This is a genomic window from Niveispirillum sp. FG156 (assembly GCF_057809555.1).
The window spans coordinates 43,102-58,086 of the sequence record NZ_JBMDKE010000026.1 but is presented as its reverse complement, the minus strand read 5'-3'; the positions used below and the strand labels follow the sequence as shown (position 1 = coordinate 58,086).

Below are 14,985 nucleotides of genomic sequence, written 5' to 3'. Positions count from 1 at the left end.
GGCCGGGGCCCAGGGGCCAAAGGCTTCAACTTTTCCACAGACCTCGCGATCCGCAGCACCAAGGTCGGGCGCTTGGCCCCTGGGCCCCGGCCTTCGCCGGGGAGGCAAATCATGGGCTTCGCAATCTCCGGCAGCTCTGATCACATCCGGCCAAAGGTCACAAGCGCCCTCTGCAACCTTCACCTTCGTCTGCCGTTGTTCTGGCATGGGTCCGGGATCAATCCCGGTGTGCCCTTGAGCAACTTCGGAAGGGAAGGAACAGACAATGCGCACGCAACTGATCGGTGCCGCCACCCTGACGGCCCTGCTGCTGGGGACCGCTGCGATGGCCCAGACAGTGCCGCCCGGCACCACGGAACCCGTCCCCCCGGTTCCGGGGACCGCAGAACCGGGTCAGGTGGGCGAACCGCCCGCCGCCGTCATGCCCGAACGCGACACGCCGCCCAGCATTCTGGCCGAACCGCGCCCCGGCATCGACCGCACCTCTGCCGAGCGCCTGCTGGGCCGCACCGTGATCGGTGCCGACGGCAAGGAACTGGGTGAGGTCGAGGATGTGATCTTGAATGCCAGCAGCGGCGACGCCGAAAAGCTGGTCATCGCGTCCGGCGGCTTCATGGGCCTGGGCGAGAAGAATGTCGCTGTCGATATCAGCGATGCCGACATGCTGGCCGGGAACAACCATGTCCAGGTCCGCAACCTGACCACCGCGCAGTTGGATCAGATGGCAGCGTTCGAATATGGCAAGAACACCCGCTCCCTGATCCGCACCAATAAATAAAGGGGCCTGATGGCCCTGAAACTCCAGCGTCCCTGCCTGCCCCCGGCCCACCCCCTCCTGGGCCGGGGGCTTTTTGTGCGGTCTATTATGCTGTGCGTGCCGGGAATACGGGGGATGCTTTCGTGAAGGGGCCGTCCAACAATGACGGAATCCGCACACCTGCTGTCACGCTGTTCCTATAAGCCCCAAAGAACAGGGATACGGGAACATGAAACGGATGAAGCATCTGGTGGCCGCCATCCTTGCCGTCACGGCGCTGGGCGGTGGCATGGCGGCACAGGCCCATGGCATCTGGTTCGCGCAGCGGGCCAAGCAGACGGCCCTGATCTATGGCGTCGGCGCCGACGACCTGGACGTGGTGAAGCGGCTGGGTCTGGTGACCGGCACCTATGGCTATGACGCCGACTGGGCGCCCGTGGGTGCGACCCTGCGCGTCGCCGGCCCCATCGTGGTGGTGGACAGCGAGGCGCCGACCGTCGCCGTGGCCGCCATCATGGACAATGGCCTCTGGTCCCGCACGCCGGATGGCAAATGGGTCAAGGGCGGGCGCGATACCGTGCCCGATGCTGTCGTCGCCGAACGCACCATGAAATATGCCGTCCACCTGACCGGCACTCCCAACAGCCCCATCCCCGCCCTGCCGGAACAGGTTCTCCAGATCGTGCCGGTGGACAAGGCCCTGCCCGTGGAGATGGGCAAGCCGCTGAAGGTGCGCGTGCTGTACAAGGGCAAGCCCGTCAAGGATGCGGCCCTGAAGCATGATTTCGTGAACGATCCCGATCAGGAGCCGGTGAAGACCGACAAGGACGGTGTCGCCACCATCAAGGTGCGCAACCAGGGCCTGAACGTGCTGGCCGCCACCTATGTTGGCCCGTCGGACAATCCCAAGCAGATCGACCATATCGAATATCTGGCGACCCTGTCCTTCGTGCTGCCGCACGCGCCGGAATAACACCAATCCGCCGAAGGTTTTACCTTTGGTGGATTGGAGGCCGGCGACTGCCGGCCCGGCGCCCATGCGCCGTTAGCCAAGCCGCCGGATGGCGGCGCCCGGCGCCTGAGGGCGCAATGAAAGTGGATTTCACACATGAAGCACCCGATGATCCGGCTGACGCTGGCCGCCACCCTGACCCTGACGCCGCTGACGGTCCTGGCCCATGGCGATACCACGCCCAAGCATGGCGGCATCGTCCAGCTGTCGGGCGAGACGCTGATCGAACTGGTGGCCGGCGCCGATGCCGCCAGCATCTATGTCAGCGAAGAGGATGAACCCGTCGCCAGCGCCGACCTGACGGCCACCATGACCATCATGGATGCGGGCGGGAAGCGTCAGGTCAATCTGACACCCGCCGCCGGCAACCGCTTCGACGCGCCGGGCGTGAAGCTGGCCAGTGGGGCCAAGGTGGCGGTGATGGTGGTCAACAAGGCCAGCCAGGCCCGCTCCATCCTGTCCTTCACCGTCAAGTGACGGGGGCGGACGATGCGGCGGCTCCCCTTGTCATTGACCAACGGGGGCGGTCGCGCCGTCCCCCTTCTTGTCGCCGCCCTGCCCTGGCTGGTGATTCTGGCCTTGCTGATCTGGGCACCCCATGCCATGGCGCATGGTGTGTCGGAGGAAGACCGATCCTTCATCGAGGATGCGCAGGGTGTGCATGTCATCCCCTATATCTATCTAGGGGCCAAGCACATGGTCACCGGCTACGACCATCTGCTGTTCCTGGTGGGCGTGATCTTCTTTCTTTATCGGCTGCCTGACGTCGCTGCCTACGTCACCCTGTTCGCGATCGGTCATTCCACCACGCTGCTGCTGGGCGTGCTGGCCGATATAAGGGCCGATGCCTATATCATCGACGCCATCATCGGCCTGTCGGTGGTCTACAAAGCGCTGGACAATCTGGGGGCCTTCAAAACCTGGATGGGTTTTCAGCCCAATACCAAGGCTGCCGTCCTGATCTTCGGCTTTTTCCACGGCTTCGGTCTGGCGACCAAGCTTCAGGAACTGTCGCTCTCGCCCGACGGGCTGCTGGCCAATCTGGTCAGCTTCAATGTCGGGGTGGAGATCGGGCAGTTCATGGCCCTGTGCCTGATCCTGATCGCCATGAATGCCTGGCGCACGACGCGCAGCTTCAACCGGTCGGTGCTGCTGGCCAATGGCGCATTGATGGCCGCCGGCCTGACGCTGGTGGGCTATCAGCTGGCCGGCTACGCCACCCAATCCGCCTGAGGGGGATCAACCATGACCGATATGAGTATGACACCTTATCAGGCCTCGCCCCGCGCCCTGCTCCGGGCCGGGCTGGGGGCCGTGGCGGCATCTGCCCTGGTGCTGACGCTGTTCGTGCTGCCGGCTGAATATGGGATCGACCCGACGGGGGCCGGTGGCGCCCTGGGCCTGACCAGGCTGGCCGGCGGCGGGGGTGAGGCGGCGGAACCGGCAGCCACCGCGCCCGTCGCCGCACCGGTGGCCCCCGGCACCCCGACATCGGCGGATATCACCAAATCCACCACCATGCGCAGCGACCGCCAGGAACTGATCCTGCCGCCGCATTCGGGGGCGGAGGTGAAGGCCCATATGGCGCAGGGCGATCATTTCATCTTTCGCTGGCAAGCCACCGGCGGGCAGGTGCGGTTCGACATGCATGGCGAACCGCCCAACGCCAAGGAAGGCGAATTTTCCAGCTACTGGAAGGCCAAGGACCTGGACAGCGCCCAGGGTGCCTTCACGGCCCCCTTCACCGGCACCCATGGCTGGTATTTCCGCAATCGCGGCGACACACCGGTGACGGTGGTGGTGGAGACCAGCGGTTTCTATAAGGACCTGTATCTGCCACCGGTGGAGTGATGCTGGGGGGCATCCGCCCTCACCCTCCCAAGCCTTGACAGGCTTGGGCCCCTCCCTCTCCCACTTTCGTGGGCGAGGGGCTTCAATGATGCGCGCCGAAAATTTTGATCGGTAGGGACATACCTTTTGATCGGTCTGCCAATCGTCACGCGATGTCGGCTAGGGCACTACGCCGCAGCCTATCGAACTCCCGCATCACCTGTTGCGCCACCTCACGAGGGTCGCTCGCTCCCGTGACGTTGATATTGATGTTGAACTCCTGCCGATGGTCAATACGGGAATGAACGACTTCCGGCGGTGATGACGGTTCGGATTGGGCTGTGGGCCGTGGCGGCGCGATGGGTTGCGGTGTGGGCTGGCGGAGGCGCGGCCCTGGCTGATCGCCTGCCACTGCAATGAGCCTTGGCGACGGTGGCGGCGGCACCGCGCTCCCAATGACAGGCGCACGCTCCATCACGGTTGCCCCTATGGGAGCCGTTGCCGGTTCCCGACCCGCAGGCGTGGAAACAGCTTCCGGCGTGCTGATCTGCACCGTTACCGGGGGCAGCAACACGGGCGGCGGTGGGGCGGCAACGGCTCCCATGGCGAGCATGGTGCTTCCCATGGCAAGGCCCGCCGGTTGCAACAGGCTTGGTGCCTTCGGAGCCGCCACGGTGGCCCCCACCATGGGCTGTTCCCTGTCGTCACCGCCGAACAGGTTGCCCAGACCCGACAGGGAACCCATGGTCGAACCAACCCAGCCGATGAACTGTTCCGCGTCCTGCCGCAGGCCTCCGAACAGGGATTGGAAGAACTCGCCCACGGGTGCCCAGAGGCGTTGAAAGGTTTCGGTCGGTGACCATTCCAGAATGCCCGCCAGCGTGTTCCAGGCACCGCCCACCGTGTCCACGACGCTGGTCACCGCCCCGCCGATATAAGTCCCGACGCTGTAACCGAAATTCCGCGCGCTGCCGTCCGCATCGTCCAGCGGCTCGAACAGGGAACCCAGTGCTGCCACTGCGCTGCCAACTATCCGGCCCACGGGTGCCAGGGCGGAACCAATGGCGGAAAAGACCGGGGCAAGGGGTTCCAACGCCTGTTGAACGCCATCCGAAACACCGGCGACGAACCCTGAAATCGGCCCCCAAAACTTGTAGATGGCGAGCGCGGCACCACCCACCAACAGGCCAATCGGATTGGTCATGAGGGCGACCGTCAAGGCCCGCAACCCACCGATGGCCATGGGAATGGCGCGACCGGCAACCGCCGTCAGCGTGCTGCCCACCATGCCGACGCTGCTGGTGATGGCCGCGCCCATCATGGGAATGCGGGTGGCGGCCATGGTGCTGCCCAGCCGCAACCATCCCGCCGACGCGGCGTTGGTGGCGACCGTTTGCCCGATCAAGCCTTGCCCGGCAACCGCGCTGCCTATAGCGGACGCAGTGGACGCGCTGGTGAGCGCACCCATGCCCGCCACGACAGCGGGCAGGTTCCCCGCCAACAGCATGCTTCCCATGCGATACCCGGCCATGGCCGTTTTCGCGGTCAGGAAAGCCCCGCCCGACAGAACCACGGCTTGGGTCAGGAACGGCATCTCATCGGCAAGAAAGGCCACGCCATCCGCCACAGTGCCCAGCACCCCGGCGGCTACGTTCAACGATGGCAACAGTGCGTCACCGATCTTGATGGCGGCGGCCCCGACCCGGTTTTGCAGTATTTCCAGGTTGTTGCCCGTGGTGTTGGACCGTTCGGCGAACTCCCTGTTCATCGAACCGGCATAGGCGGCGCGGTCCCCCACCATGCCCAGCGATTTCTGATAGATATCCAGGCCACTCACCAGTTTCGCCATGTCGTCGGCATATTCCGCGCCGAACAACTGCGCCAGGGTGGTCATCTTGTCGTCGGCACCATCCACGGCTTTCAGGAAGCCCAGCAAGGCCCCCTGCGCATCGCGTCCGATGGCGTCTTTCAGCGTGTCGGCTTCAAGGCCGATATCACGCAGGGCCTGTTGGAATTCCTTGGGTTGCGTGGTGGCGGTGGCCAGCTTGCCCAACAGGGCGTTGATACCTGTCGCGGCGACTTCCGGGGGCGTCTTCAACGCCAGCATGGTAGCGCCCAGCGCCGCGACCTGTTGCCCGGACAGACCAAACATCTTGCCCATGGAACCGGCCCGGTTCTCCAGGTTCAGGATATCGGCGGCACGCGCGTCCATGTTGTTGGACAGGTGGTTGATGGCGTCGCCCAGCCCGACAACCTCATCCTGCGACAGCTTGAAGATGCTGCGCAGGCCCGTCATCGCCCCACCGGCTTCCTTGCCCGAAAGGTCGAAGGCAACGCCCATCTTCGCCGCGTCTTCGGTAAAGCGCAGCAGTTCGGTGCGGGCAATACCGGACTGCCCGGCGGCGGCCATGATGTCGCCAAGCCCCGATGCCGCCATGGGGATACGGCGCGACAGGCCCAGCACGTCATCCGCCATCTGCTGGAACTGGCCGGGATTGTCGAAGTTCACCACCTTGCGGACATCCGCCATGGTGCTTTCAAACTCGACGGCGGGGCCGGTCACCGCCGTCATGGTCGCCCCGATCAGGCCGATTTGAATGGCGCTGTTTCGGAACGCCTGCCCGGCAACCATCATGGCCGAGGCGCGTTCCTGCGTTGCCCCCAGCCGTTCAATGGCCTGCCCGGCCTGATCCGCCTGCCGTCCGGCGGCCTCCAGATCGGCAGCCAGGCGCCTTTGCGCGGTGGCCAGGTCTTTCGTATCCACGCCCGCCGCGTCCAGTTCCGACCGCAGTGCCGCAAGCCGTTGTTTCTTGGCTTCCAGGGCGGCGGCGGAACGGGTGACGGCGGTGCGGGACTGGGCCAGCGCCGTGGAATGGGCCGCTTCCGCGCGTTCGGCTTCCTTCACCTGCTGCACAAGTTCGGCTTCGCGCCTGCGCAGATCGTCCAGCGCACGACCGGCGGCGGCGGGACCGGAAGCGCCTTCGGCCATGGACTGCATGGCGGTCTTGGCGCTGGTGATTTCCCGGCGGACATTCGCCAAGGCTTGCCGGTGTTCTTCGGCTTTGGTGCGGGCCTGATCCAGTTGCCGCGCCGTCGCCGCAACGCCTTCCGTCGCGGTCCGGTGGGCCTGTCCCGCTTCCAGAACGCCCCGGCCCATCTGGCGGTAGCTGTCGATCTCCCCAAGCTGCCGTTGCGCCTGCGCTATGCCTGCCACGGCATTCTGGTGCATGGTCTGAACGCCAAGCGCCGCGTCTCCCACCCGGCCTATCTGGGCTACCGTTGTGCCAACCGCGCTCCCCAGCATTGGGGAAACGGTGGCGCCGATGATAAGGCCGAGTGAGAGCGAGCTATCCATATCAGGCCACCCAGGCGGACGTGATGGGCTTGGCGGTGCCCTGCCATTCGTTGTTGACGGCGACAGCCTGTTGCAGACCTTCACCGACCGTCACGACTTCCACTCGCGTCCCGCCGTTCAACAGGCGCATGGCGGCCCCTTCCAGGGTGGGCGGAACGACCAGAGTATCGGGCACGATCCCCAGCGGGCGGCCCGCATCGCCCTTCAATTCCGCCATGCGGACGCGGGCGGCCTCGTAATTGGCGGCGGTCAACGGGGCTTTCGAGGCAAAGGCCAGTTGCCACAGCCCGAACCCGGCATTGTAGCGGGCACGCACGCCATAGACGTACTCGTCCTTGTAGAAGACGTTGGTTTCCTCGTCCTTCTCCAGCCGGGTGAACTTGGGCTTGATGCGTTCCTGGAACAGCAGCGGCTTGATGGGGCGGGAACAGTCCATCAGATACCATACGGGACCGGTGCCGGCCTGGACATTGCTGACAGCATATTCTTGACCGTCCTCACCGAGAACTTGATGTTCCGCGTCAAAGAAATTCTGCCCGTCGCAACAGGTTGTGACGAAGCCTTCTTTCAGAAGACTGAAGACCAGTTCGTCGGGATGTTCGGCGACACTGACGCCCATTTCCTGGAACAGCGGCCCGAAGACGCCATACCGATCATCTTCGATCTTGTCGCGGTCGATGGACAGCGTCAGTTCGAACTTGCGGTTCTGGATGGCGTAACCATGGACGGACAGGCTATGCACGATGCGGTCGCCAACCCATTCCCGCATCTTGGGCAACTGCCCCAGCCAGCCATAGGTTTGTTCGGCGGTATCGCTGGGAACGATCAAGGCGACTTCCTTGTGCTTCACCTGCTTGGCAGTGCCGAACCCGGCGTCAAACGCCTTGTTGAAGCCCTTGAAAAGAAGCTCCAGATTGCCGTTGTTGATAATCATGGATCAATCCCCCTGCACGCCGAGTTTGGCGTAAATCTGTTGCTGTTCAGCACTTTCCGGCTTCTCCAGACCGGGCGGCTTCCGCACCGGCCCACCGAACAGGCCCATGAAGCCGCGACCGTCACCAGCCACCCGGTCAAGGAAGCCGTCGAACAGCTTCGGGTCACTGGCGGCAACGGTCACAGCCCAGTCCTTCAGGAAGGGGGCAAGGCGTCCGCTGCTGATGGCGCTGTTGACAGCGGCCTTGGCACTGTCTTCAGTGACGCTGGTATTGACCCGCGACAGTTCGGCCAGGGCGCTTTCCAGAAGGCCGATGGGAACATAGCGCGTCGGATCGGGGTCCGACTTCGAAGCGTTCGGCTCAATGATGGCGTCACGCAGGGCCTTCACCGCCGCCAGAACGTCCGCCGTATCGGCATTTTCCGACAGTCCGAGCAGCGATATCAGGCCACGCAAGAGTTCATTGTCTTCAGGCATGGTAACTTTTTCCACTCCGTTGATGGAGACGAGTTGCGTCAAGTTCGGATTGTTCGTCAGACCCGCTCTCAACAGGCGGATAACAGTTCCTTTTCCTTTCTGCGGCGTGAGGAATACCGGAGAGATGAAGCGCCATTCCTTGGCGGCAATCGACTTATGGCCGCGCGGCGTCCATTCGACCTTTCCCCAAATGCCGTCCGTCCTGGCCTGCAACTGCACGATCCACCCGGCGGCGGGCGCTTCCCCGCCAGCGGGGGCGGCAAGGTCGGTCGCGTGGTCATAGTCGATGACCAGCGGACGGGCGTTCTCGCCCATGGATGCGTTGATGACCGTTCGCGGGTCACCCAAGGCGAAGGGGCCACGCCCATCAGTCCCGTTGAATGAACCCGCCGGAACCAGATGCACCCATTCCGGGACGACACCATCCCCCGGCAATTCGACGTGATGAATTCCAAGGTGCATTATCACGTCCCCTCTGAATGCGTTTCGAACGCTTCACGACTCGATGAACCGGCCCGGTGGTGGGTTGGGTGCGGCGACTGCCGGAAGGCATTCCACGGCGAAAAAATCGGGCTTTTCGAGAACGGGATCATTCAGCGCCCCCGTCATCGTCGGACGGCGTTGCGGCGAGGGCACGGGCCTGCCGGATGCGTTCTTCCGTGGTGTGGTACAGCGCAGCAAGCACGTCGTCGGGACCGCGACTTTCCCCGACCGCCCGTTCAAGCTGGATCATGTGCCGCCGCAGGCGTTCCGTTGCCCGGCAGTCCGGGTTACGCAGCTTCAACAGGGCCGAATGATCGTAGCCATAGCGCTTCGCGCATTCCTTGTCCGAACCGACGTAGAGCCAAACACGCAGGTTGAAGCGGACGCGCCCGACTTCATCCCCCTTGAAGAACAGCCGTGAGACGACTTCATCGTCGCTGTACGGAGAACGAGCGATACGAAGAAGGTTGTCAGAAAAGCTGAAATCCGCGCGGGCTTCATTGCGCACTCTTCGAACGTAGGCTTCCGTCACACTGAATTGAAACGCGATATCGCGCGTTCTGCCGGGGGTTTGCAGGATTTGGAGCTTCTTGGCCCTTTCATAGAAAAGCGTTGGAACCTCCAAATGCTCTCCACCAATCAAATTGCGCAGTTTGTCAAAATACTCCCTGCCAACAGCCTTGAGAATTTGATGGTCATTAAAATCTTGGCGCGGAACATATATGCTTATGCCTCGAAAATTCTCCAAAATCATCTGGGCGCATTCTTCAGAAATCTCCGAAGCAATGAGAGTTAAGACGGAAGATGATTGAAATTTCTTCATTGACCAACCCCGTGGCATCATTCTTATTGTTAATAAGAACACGCCGATACGGGTTTCGTCATTGTAACTGGTATCGGCGATACCCGTTCCGCTGGCGGCGATAAACTTGAAATGACAAGGGGCGGAACTTGCGTTCCGCCCCTTTCTATTTTGCTGTGGCTAAACCGGTTATTCCGGTGGCTTCCGCCCAGCCTTGGCAGCCTCCAACCCAAGTTGGATCAACCGCCGGATAGCTTCGGCCCTTGTGCTGATACGGTTCTCAAAGCGCCAATCATCTATAGCCCTCTGTTCAGAGGGCGTCACCATAAGCGGCAGGCGGACATCTTTGAGTTCAGGTTCCATGAGATGCACCATAGAAAGTTTGCGCCACTTGTGCAAGTCACCTTGACGGCGGCGGTAAACTTGGTCAACTTGTGCAAACTCAAAGCAGCCGGACGGAGTGCGCCAACACCCCGCCCGGCCTAACCCCGAGCAAGGAGTTATCTTCCATGCACAAGGCTGATCCCTCACATAGCCAATCTCGCTCACCCGAGCAAGCCGGGTGGCCGGACTTGCATCCGGTTGACACCCTTAACGACTGCATCCGCATCGTGGAATTCTACCGCGTCTCCCTGGATGCGATGGCGGTTGCCCCGGTCGATATCGGTCGGACCTGCCTTGAGGGGATGCAGGTGATGATGCGGAACTTGAGCGCGTCCCTGTCCGACGTGCTGGCCAGGATCGAAACCAGTCCCGCCGCGCCGTCCCTGATCGAGCCGGCCCCGTCCATTGATGACCGGGCACGGGAATTAGTCCGCCAGATGGCAGGCTGAAACAGCCAGATAGGAAAAAGGGGCGAGCCTGACGGTTCGCCCCTTTTCATTTCAAGGGACAGGATCATGACAGAAGACACGCTCCCGCTGACGGTCACGGTGTCAGCGCGGGAATATGAGGCATTGCGCCGCCGGCTCGCCTTCCTCGACACGGCCACCCTTCAACTGCTGGGACAGGGTGCCCGGCTGAAGGAATGGTTCACGGCTGCTGAACTGGCGTCGTACCGCCTGGCTGAATTGCCCACCCACCGCAACGCCATCACGCGGCTTGCGCGCGAACGGTCATGGCTGCATCGGGAAATCCCGTGCCAGGGTGGCAGCCGGCATGAGTACCACTATTCGGCCCTGCCGCACCGGGCCTTCACAGACATGATGCACCGCGTCCAGTTCGGCTCCCCCGCACCTAAGGACAGCACGCCGACCACCGCTCCGCTTGCCGCCGCGCCTCGTTCCGACGCGGTGCCGGCTTGGGTGCTGCCGCTGCTGCGTGTCGTTCGCAGCAGCGGCAGCCTTGACCTGACGACGGCATTGGAAGACCTGCCCAGCATGTTGCCCGCCGGTGTGACAGTGCCAACGGCAGAGGAAGCGGAGGCTGTGTTGAGGTCGCTGAAGATGCTGGTAGGTTGAAACAAGTTTCGGCTATTCAGACAGAAAGGGGCGGGGCGATTACCCCGCCCTTTTTTCATGCGCGGGCCTGGAAATCGAATGACAGTGCGTCCGACTTAATCGTCTCGAATTATCTCCGAACGTAGGTAGCTTTTGATTCAATTTCATCGACTTACCACAAGTCGGACATAGGTCTATAACTTAGACGGTGGTGTCCGTGATATTTTATTAAACATGGACGTTGACTTGCATCTTACCTAAATAGTTTTAGTTCCGTTCGTAGGTGGAGGTTAACGTATTTTCAATGACTTAATATCAAGAAGCAACACGCCTCATAGGGTGCGCCTAAAGGTGCAACCTATTCATCATAGCCTGCACCTTCTTTTCGGGGATATTGCGCTTGAAATATGGTGGAAACTAGTTTCGATGAGAACAGAAAATAACAGTACACAGGTCACTGTTTTTAATTTTGATCGAAACTAGAAAATTACCTTAACATGTTGATATTTCATAACAGTGACCAACATTGTATAGGGCTGATCGTTTGGTCACCTTAGACCATTATTACTACATTGGTGACGTGAACTTTGGGTCGGAAATCCAAACTACGAACGTAGTTTCGCCATCACCATTTTTTCTTGCCCGAACAACACTCTGAACGCCTTTCGAACGTTCTTTGAACGACGCCGTTTGAAATTCGGCTCAACGATCAAATACAATGTCCCAAAAGGCCAATTTGCCGTTTTTCGATCAAACCTACCCGTCTGCGGCTTACGATACCGAAACCACCCCGTAAGCCACAGAAATCCACGCTTTATCCCACCACGTCCGAGTTAATCCCGGCTTATCCCACTTCGATCAACCCTTATGTCCCCCTTCATTCAATTTCGTCCCTCGCCCGCTTGGGCGGGAGAGGGAGGGGCCCGAACGCGTCAGCGTTTGGGAGGGTGAGGGCAAAAACGGCGAAAAGCCGCTCACCCCTTGGCCGCCCGCACACCCAGCATGTGGCAGATGGCAACCGTCAGGTCGGCGCGGTTCATGGTGTAGAAGTGGAACTGCTTCACCCCATGCTTTTCCAGATAGCGGCACTGTTCGATAGCAACGGTCGCCGCCACCAGATGCCGGGTCTCCGGCGCCTCATCCAGTCCGTCGAACAGGTCGCGCATCCAGGCGGGGATGGCGGTGTTGCACTTCTCCCCCATCTCCGCCGCCTTGGTGAAATTCAGGATCGGCAGGATGCCCGGCACCATGGGTACATGGATGCCGGATGCTGCGGCCTTGTCGCGGAAGCGCAGGAAGGCGTCGACATCGAAGAAGAACTGGCTGATGGCGCGGTTGGCCCCGGCATCGACCTTGCGCTTCAGATTGTCCAGATCGACCTGGGCGCTGGGTGCTTCCGGATGCACTTCCGGGAAACAGGCGACGGAAATGTCGAAATCGCCGATGCGGCGAAGGCCGGCCACCAAATCGGCGGCATAGGCATAACCGCCGGGATGCGGTTCATACCCGCGTCCGCCCAGGCCGCCGGTACCGTCGGCACGCGGCGGCGGATCACCGCGCAGGGCCACGATATGGCGGATGCCGGCGTCCCAGTAGTTGCGCGCGATCTCGTCGATCTCTTCCTTGGTCGCTGCCACACAGGTCAGGTGGGCTGCCGCCGGGATGCCGGTTTCGGCCTGGATGCCCGTCACGGTGGCGTGGGTGCGTTCGCGCGTCGATCCACCGGCGCCATAGGTGACCGACATGAAGGCCGGGTTCAGCGGCGCCAGCCGGCGGATGGCCGTCCATAGATTCTCATGCATCTTCTCCGTCTTGGGCGGGAAGAATTCGAAACTGACGGTCAGGTCGCCGGGGGCGGTGATCAGCGGGGCCGGATTGGCGGCGGCATCCATCAGGGCGCTCAGGCTCATGGGACTATCCTTCAGGCGACGGCCAGCGGACGGGACCGCGTGGCAGGGGCATCGGTGCGGGTGGCCCGCCAGATGCAGACAGTAAGGGGATCACCCGGCAGGGTGACGACGGGATCGGGGCGCATGCCGGCCCGGCGCAGCCAGCCGGAGACTTCATCATCGGTGAAGCCCAGGCGGCGATGCGCGTGCTGTTCACGCAGATATTCAAGATCATGGCGGGCGAAATCGACCACCAGCATGGTGCCGCCGGGGCGCAGGACCCGCGCCGCCTCGGCCAGCGCATCAGCGGGCTCCTCAGCATAATGCAGCACCTGATGGAAGATCACGGCATCCTGGCTCTGCCCGGCCAGGGACAGTTGATACATATCGCCCAACCGCACCTGACAATGACGCAGGCCCGCCTGTTCCAGGTTGACGCGGGCAACGGCCAGCATCTCACGCGAGGCGTCAACGCCCAGGCCGCGCGAAATCCGCTCCCCGAACAGTTCCAGGATACGGCCCGTACCGGTGCCGACATCCAGCAGATCCTCTACACCCGTTGCCGGCAGCAGCGACAGCAAGGCCGCCTCCACATCCCCCTCCGGCACATGCAGGCCGCGCATCTCGTGCCAGCGGGCGGCGTTCTCGCTGAAATACTTGTCCGCCGCCTGCCGCCGCCCCTGCTTGATCAGGTCCAGACGTTCCAGGTCCAGGCCCATCCCCTCATCATCGCCGGGTATGGCATCGACCAGGGTACGGGCCAGTTCGGCCACCGGGCCACGTTCGGCCAGCCGGTAATAGGCCCAGATACCCTCACGGAACCGCTCCAGCAGCCCCGCCTCGCACAGAAGCTTCAGGTGGCGGGAGACGCGCGGCTGGCTTTGCCCCAGGATCTGGGTAAGCTCCGTCACGGTCAGCTCGCCATGGGCGCACAGCGACAGCAGCCGTAACCGTGTCGGCTCCGCCGCCGCCTTCAGCGCATTCAATAGGAATTCCATGCGATCTGACCCGCCCCTCGTTCGGATCAAGATATAAAGATATCTTTATGTCTGCGCAAGGCCCGATCCGGCGCGGCGAACGTATCGGCCCCGCGCCGAACGCGGTTCACAACGACAATGCCATCGCGATATGGCTTTTGCGCCGCAGATCGGACGCAATTGCCGGCTATTCATGAGCATGACAAATGGTTAATGCCATGGATAACCGGACGTGATGCGCGTCACTGCCGATGGCCCGGCCACCGGAAATGATGACGCCAGTGCAAAAAGGAATGATGACGTGACCATGCAGACCCAAAACCGCCGTTCGCCGCTGGCCGCTGCCGCATTCTGGATGCTGGCCGGTGTGGCCGCCGTCGCGGTGCCGGTTCTGGCCCCAACCGCCGTGCAGGCCCAGGCCGCCAAGGGCCAGGCCTCCGCCGACTTCGTGCAGGGGCTGGGCGACAAGGCCATTGCCACCCTGGCCGACCCGAAGGTCAGCAAGGATCAGGCGAAGGCCGTGTTCCGCGACCTGCTGAACCAGAATTTCGACATCAACACGATCAGCCGCTTCGTGCTGGGCCGTTACTGGAACGTCGCCACCGACGCCCAGAAGAAGGAATACCAGACCCTGTTCGAGCAGATGATCGTGGAGGTCTATGCCGAACGCTTCAGCCAGTATGCGGGAGAGAAGTTCAAGGTCGGTGGGGCTCAAGCCTCGGGCGATAATGACGCCGTCGTCAGTTCGCAGGTGCTGCGCCCCAATGGCCAGCCGCCCGTGAACGTGTCCTGGCGCGTCCGCTCCAAGGATGGAAGCTCCAAGATCATCGACGTGATCGTGGAAAACGTGTCGATGAGCGTGACCCAGCGGTCGGAATTCGCCAGCCTGATCGAAAGCAATGGCGGCAAGTTCGAAGCCCTGCTGGAGGCGCTGCGCCAGCGTATTCAGACGGCTGCTGTGAAGTAAGGGATACAGCCTGTACGGTTGTCTGTGCTATGGACGGGTCCGTTCCGGTTGTCCGGAGCGGAC

General features: G+C 62.2%; 15 protein-coding genes. 9 read left to right on the top strand and 6 right to left on the bottom strand.

The window, feature by feature from the left end; genetic code table 11:
* The first annotated feature begins 265 nt into the window (after positions 1 to 265).
* From ACODSP_RS17320 to ACODSP_RS17300, 5 genes are all read left to right on the top strand, one after another.
* On the top strand, positions 266 to 778 hold the full coding sequence (locus ACODSP_RS17320) for a PRC-barrel domain-containing protein (RefSeq protein WP_488966813.1): 513 nt from the start codon (positions 266 to 268) through the stop codon (positions 776 to 778).
* 208 nt (positions 779 to 986) lie between these two features.
* Positions 987 to 1,730, top strand: a complete 744-nt coding sequence (locus ACODSP_RS17315) for a DUF4198 domain-containing protein (protein WP_488966812.1) — start codon at positions 987 to 989, stop codon at positions 1,728 to 1,730.
* A gap of 135 nt (positions 1,731 to 1,865) precedes the next feature.
* Positions 1,866 to 2,246, top strand: coding sequence for a hypothetical protein (locus ACODSP_RS17310; protein WP_488966811.1), 381 nt, complete (start codon positions 1,866 to 1,868; stop codon positions 2,244 to 2,246).
* Between the two features lie 12 nt (positions 2,247 to 2,258).
* Positions 2,259 to 3,002, top strand: a complete 744-nt coding sequence (locus ACODSP_RS17305; RefSeq protein WP_488966810.1) for a HupE/UreJ family protein — start codon at positions 2,259 to 2,261, stop codon at positions 3,000 to 3,002.
* A 12-nt stretch (positions 3,003 to 3,014) separates the two neighbouring features.
* Positions 3,015 to 3,620 carry a hypothetical protein gene (locus ACODSP_RS17300; RefSeq protein WP_488966809.1) on the top strand — a complete coding sequence of 202 codons (606 nt, stop codon included), beginning with the start codon at positions 3,015 to 3,017 and terminating at the stop codon, positions 3,618 to 3,620.
* A 145-nt stretch (positions 3,621 to 3,765) separates the two neighbouring features.
* On the opposite strand, the gene ACODSP_RS17295 is transcribed toward ACODSP_RS17300, so the two are convergent.
* A complete protein-coding gene (locus ACODSP_RS17295) occupies positions 3,766 to 6,639 on the bottom strand; it encodes a phage tail tape measure protein (RefSeq protein WP_488966808.1) in 2,874 nt (957 codons plus the stop codon).
* Between the two features lie 3 nt (positions 6,640 to 6,642).
* Here ACODSP_RS17295 and ACODSP_RS17290 point away from each other — a divergent pair, with 3 nt between their 5' ends.
* Positions 6,643 to 6,939 carry a hypothetical protein gene (locus tag ACODSP_RS17290; protein ID WP_488966807.1) on the top strand — a complete coding sequence of 99 codons (297 nt, stop codon included), beginning with the start codon at positions 6,643 to 6,645 and terminating at the stop codon, positions 6,937 to 6,939.
* 16 nt (positions 6,940 to 6,955) lie between these two features.
* On the opposite strand, the gene ACODSP_RS17285 is transcribed toward ACODSP_RS17290, so the two are convergent.
* The 3 genes from ACODSP_RS17285 to ACODSP_RS17275 all read right to left on the bottom strand — a co-directional run bounded on the left by ACODSP_RS17285 (position 6,956) and on the right by ACODSP_RS17275 (position 9,671).
* Positions 6,956 to 7,888: a Mu-like prophage major head subunit gpT family protein gene (locus ACODSP_RS17285; protein ID WP_488966806.1), complete on the bottom strand. Its 933-nt coding sequence runs from the start codon at positions 7,886 to 7,888 to the stop codon at positions 6,956 to 6,958.
* A 3-nt stretch (positions 7,889 to 7,891) separates the two neighbouring features.
* Positions 7,892 to 8,827 carry a phage protease gene (locus ACODSP_RS17280; protein WP_488966805.1) on the bottom strand — a complete coding sequence of 312 codons (936 nt, stop codon included), beginning with the start codon at positions 8,825 to 8,827 and terminating at the stop codon, positions 7,892 to 7,894.
* Positions 8,828 to 8,954: 127 nt separating this feature from the next.
* Positions 8,955 to 9,671, bottom strand: coding sequence for a hypothetical protein (locus tag ACODSP_RS17275; RefSeq protein ID WP_488966804.1), 717 nt, complete (start codon positions 9,669 to 9,671; stop codon positions 8,955 to 8,957).
* A 551-nt stretch (positions 9,672 to 10,222) separates the two neighbouring features.
* Here ACODSP_RS17275 and ACODSP_RS17270 point away from each other — a divergent pair.
* Both ACODSP_RS17270 and ACODSP_RS17265 read left to right on the top strand, forming a co-directional pair.
* Positions 10,223 to 10,483 carry a hypothetical protein gene (locus ACODSP_RS17270; protein ID WP_488966803.1) on the top strand — a complete coding sequence of 87 codons (261 nt, stop codon included), beginning with the start codon at positions 10,223 to 10,225 and terminating at the stop codon, positions 10,481 to 10,483.
* 66 nt (positions 10,484 to 10,549) lie between these two features.
* Positions 10,550 to 11,110, top strand: a complete 561-nt coding sequence (locus ACODSP_RS17265) for a hypothetical protein (protein WP_488966802.1) — start codon at positions 10,550 to 10,552, stop codon at positions 11,108 to 11,110.
* A gap of 953 nt (positions 11,111 to 12,063) precedes the next feature.
* Here ACODSP_RS17265 and metF read toward each other — a convergent pair.
* On the bottom strand, positions 12,064 to 12,999 hold the full coding sequence (metF, locus tag ACODSP_RS17260; protein WP_488966801.1) for a methylenetetrahydrofolate reductase: 936 nt from the start codon (positions 12,997 to 12,999) through the stop codon (positions 12,064 to 12,066).
* Positions 13,000 to 13,010: 11 nt separating this feature from the next.
* Positions 13,011 to 13,976 carry an ArsR/SmtB family transcription factor gene (locus ACODSP_RS17255; protein ID WP_488966800.1) on the bottom strand — a complete coding sequence of 322 codons (966 nt, stop codon included), beginning with the start codon at positions 13,974 to 13,976 and terminating at the stop codon, positions 13,011 to 13,013.
* Positions 13,977 to 14,262: 286 nt separating this feature from the next.
* On the opposite strand from ACODSP_RS17255, the gene ACODSP_RS17250 reads away from it, so the two are divergent.
* Positions 14,263 to 14,922, top strand: a complete 660-nt coding sequence (locus tag ACODSP_RS17250; RefSeq protein WP_488966856.1) for an MlaC/ttg2D family ABC transporter substrate-binding protein — start codon at positions 14,263 to 14,265, stop codon at positions 14,920 to 14,922.
* Positions 14,923 to 14,985 lie beyond the last annotated feature (63 nt).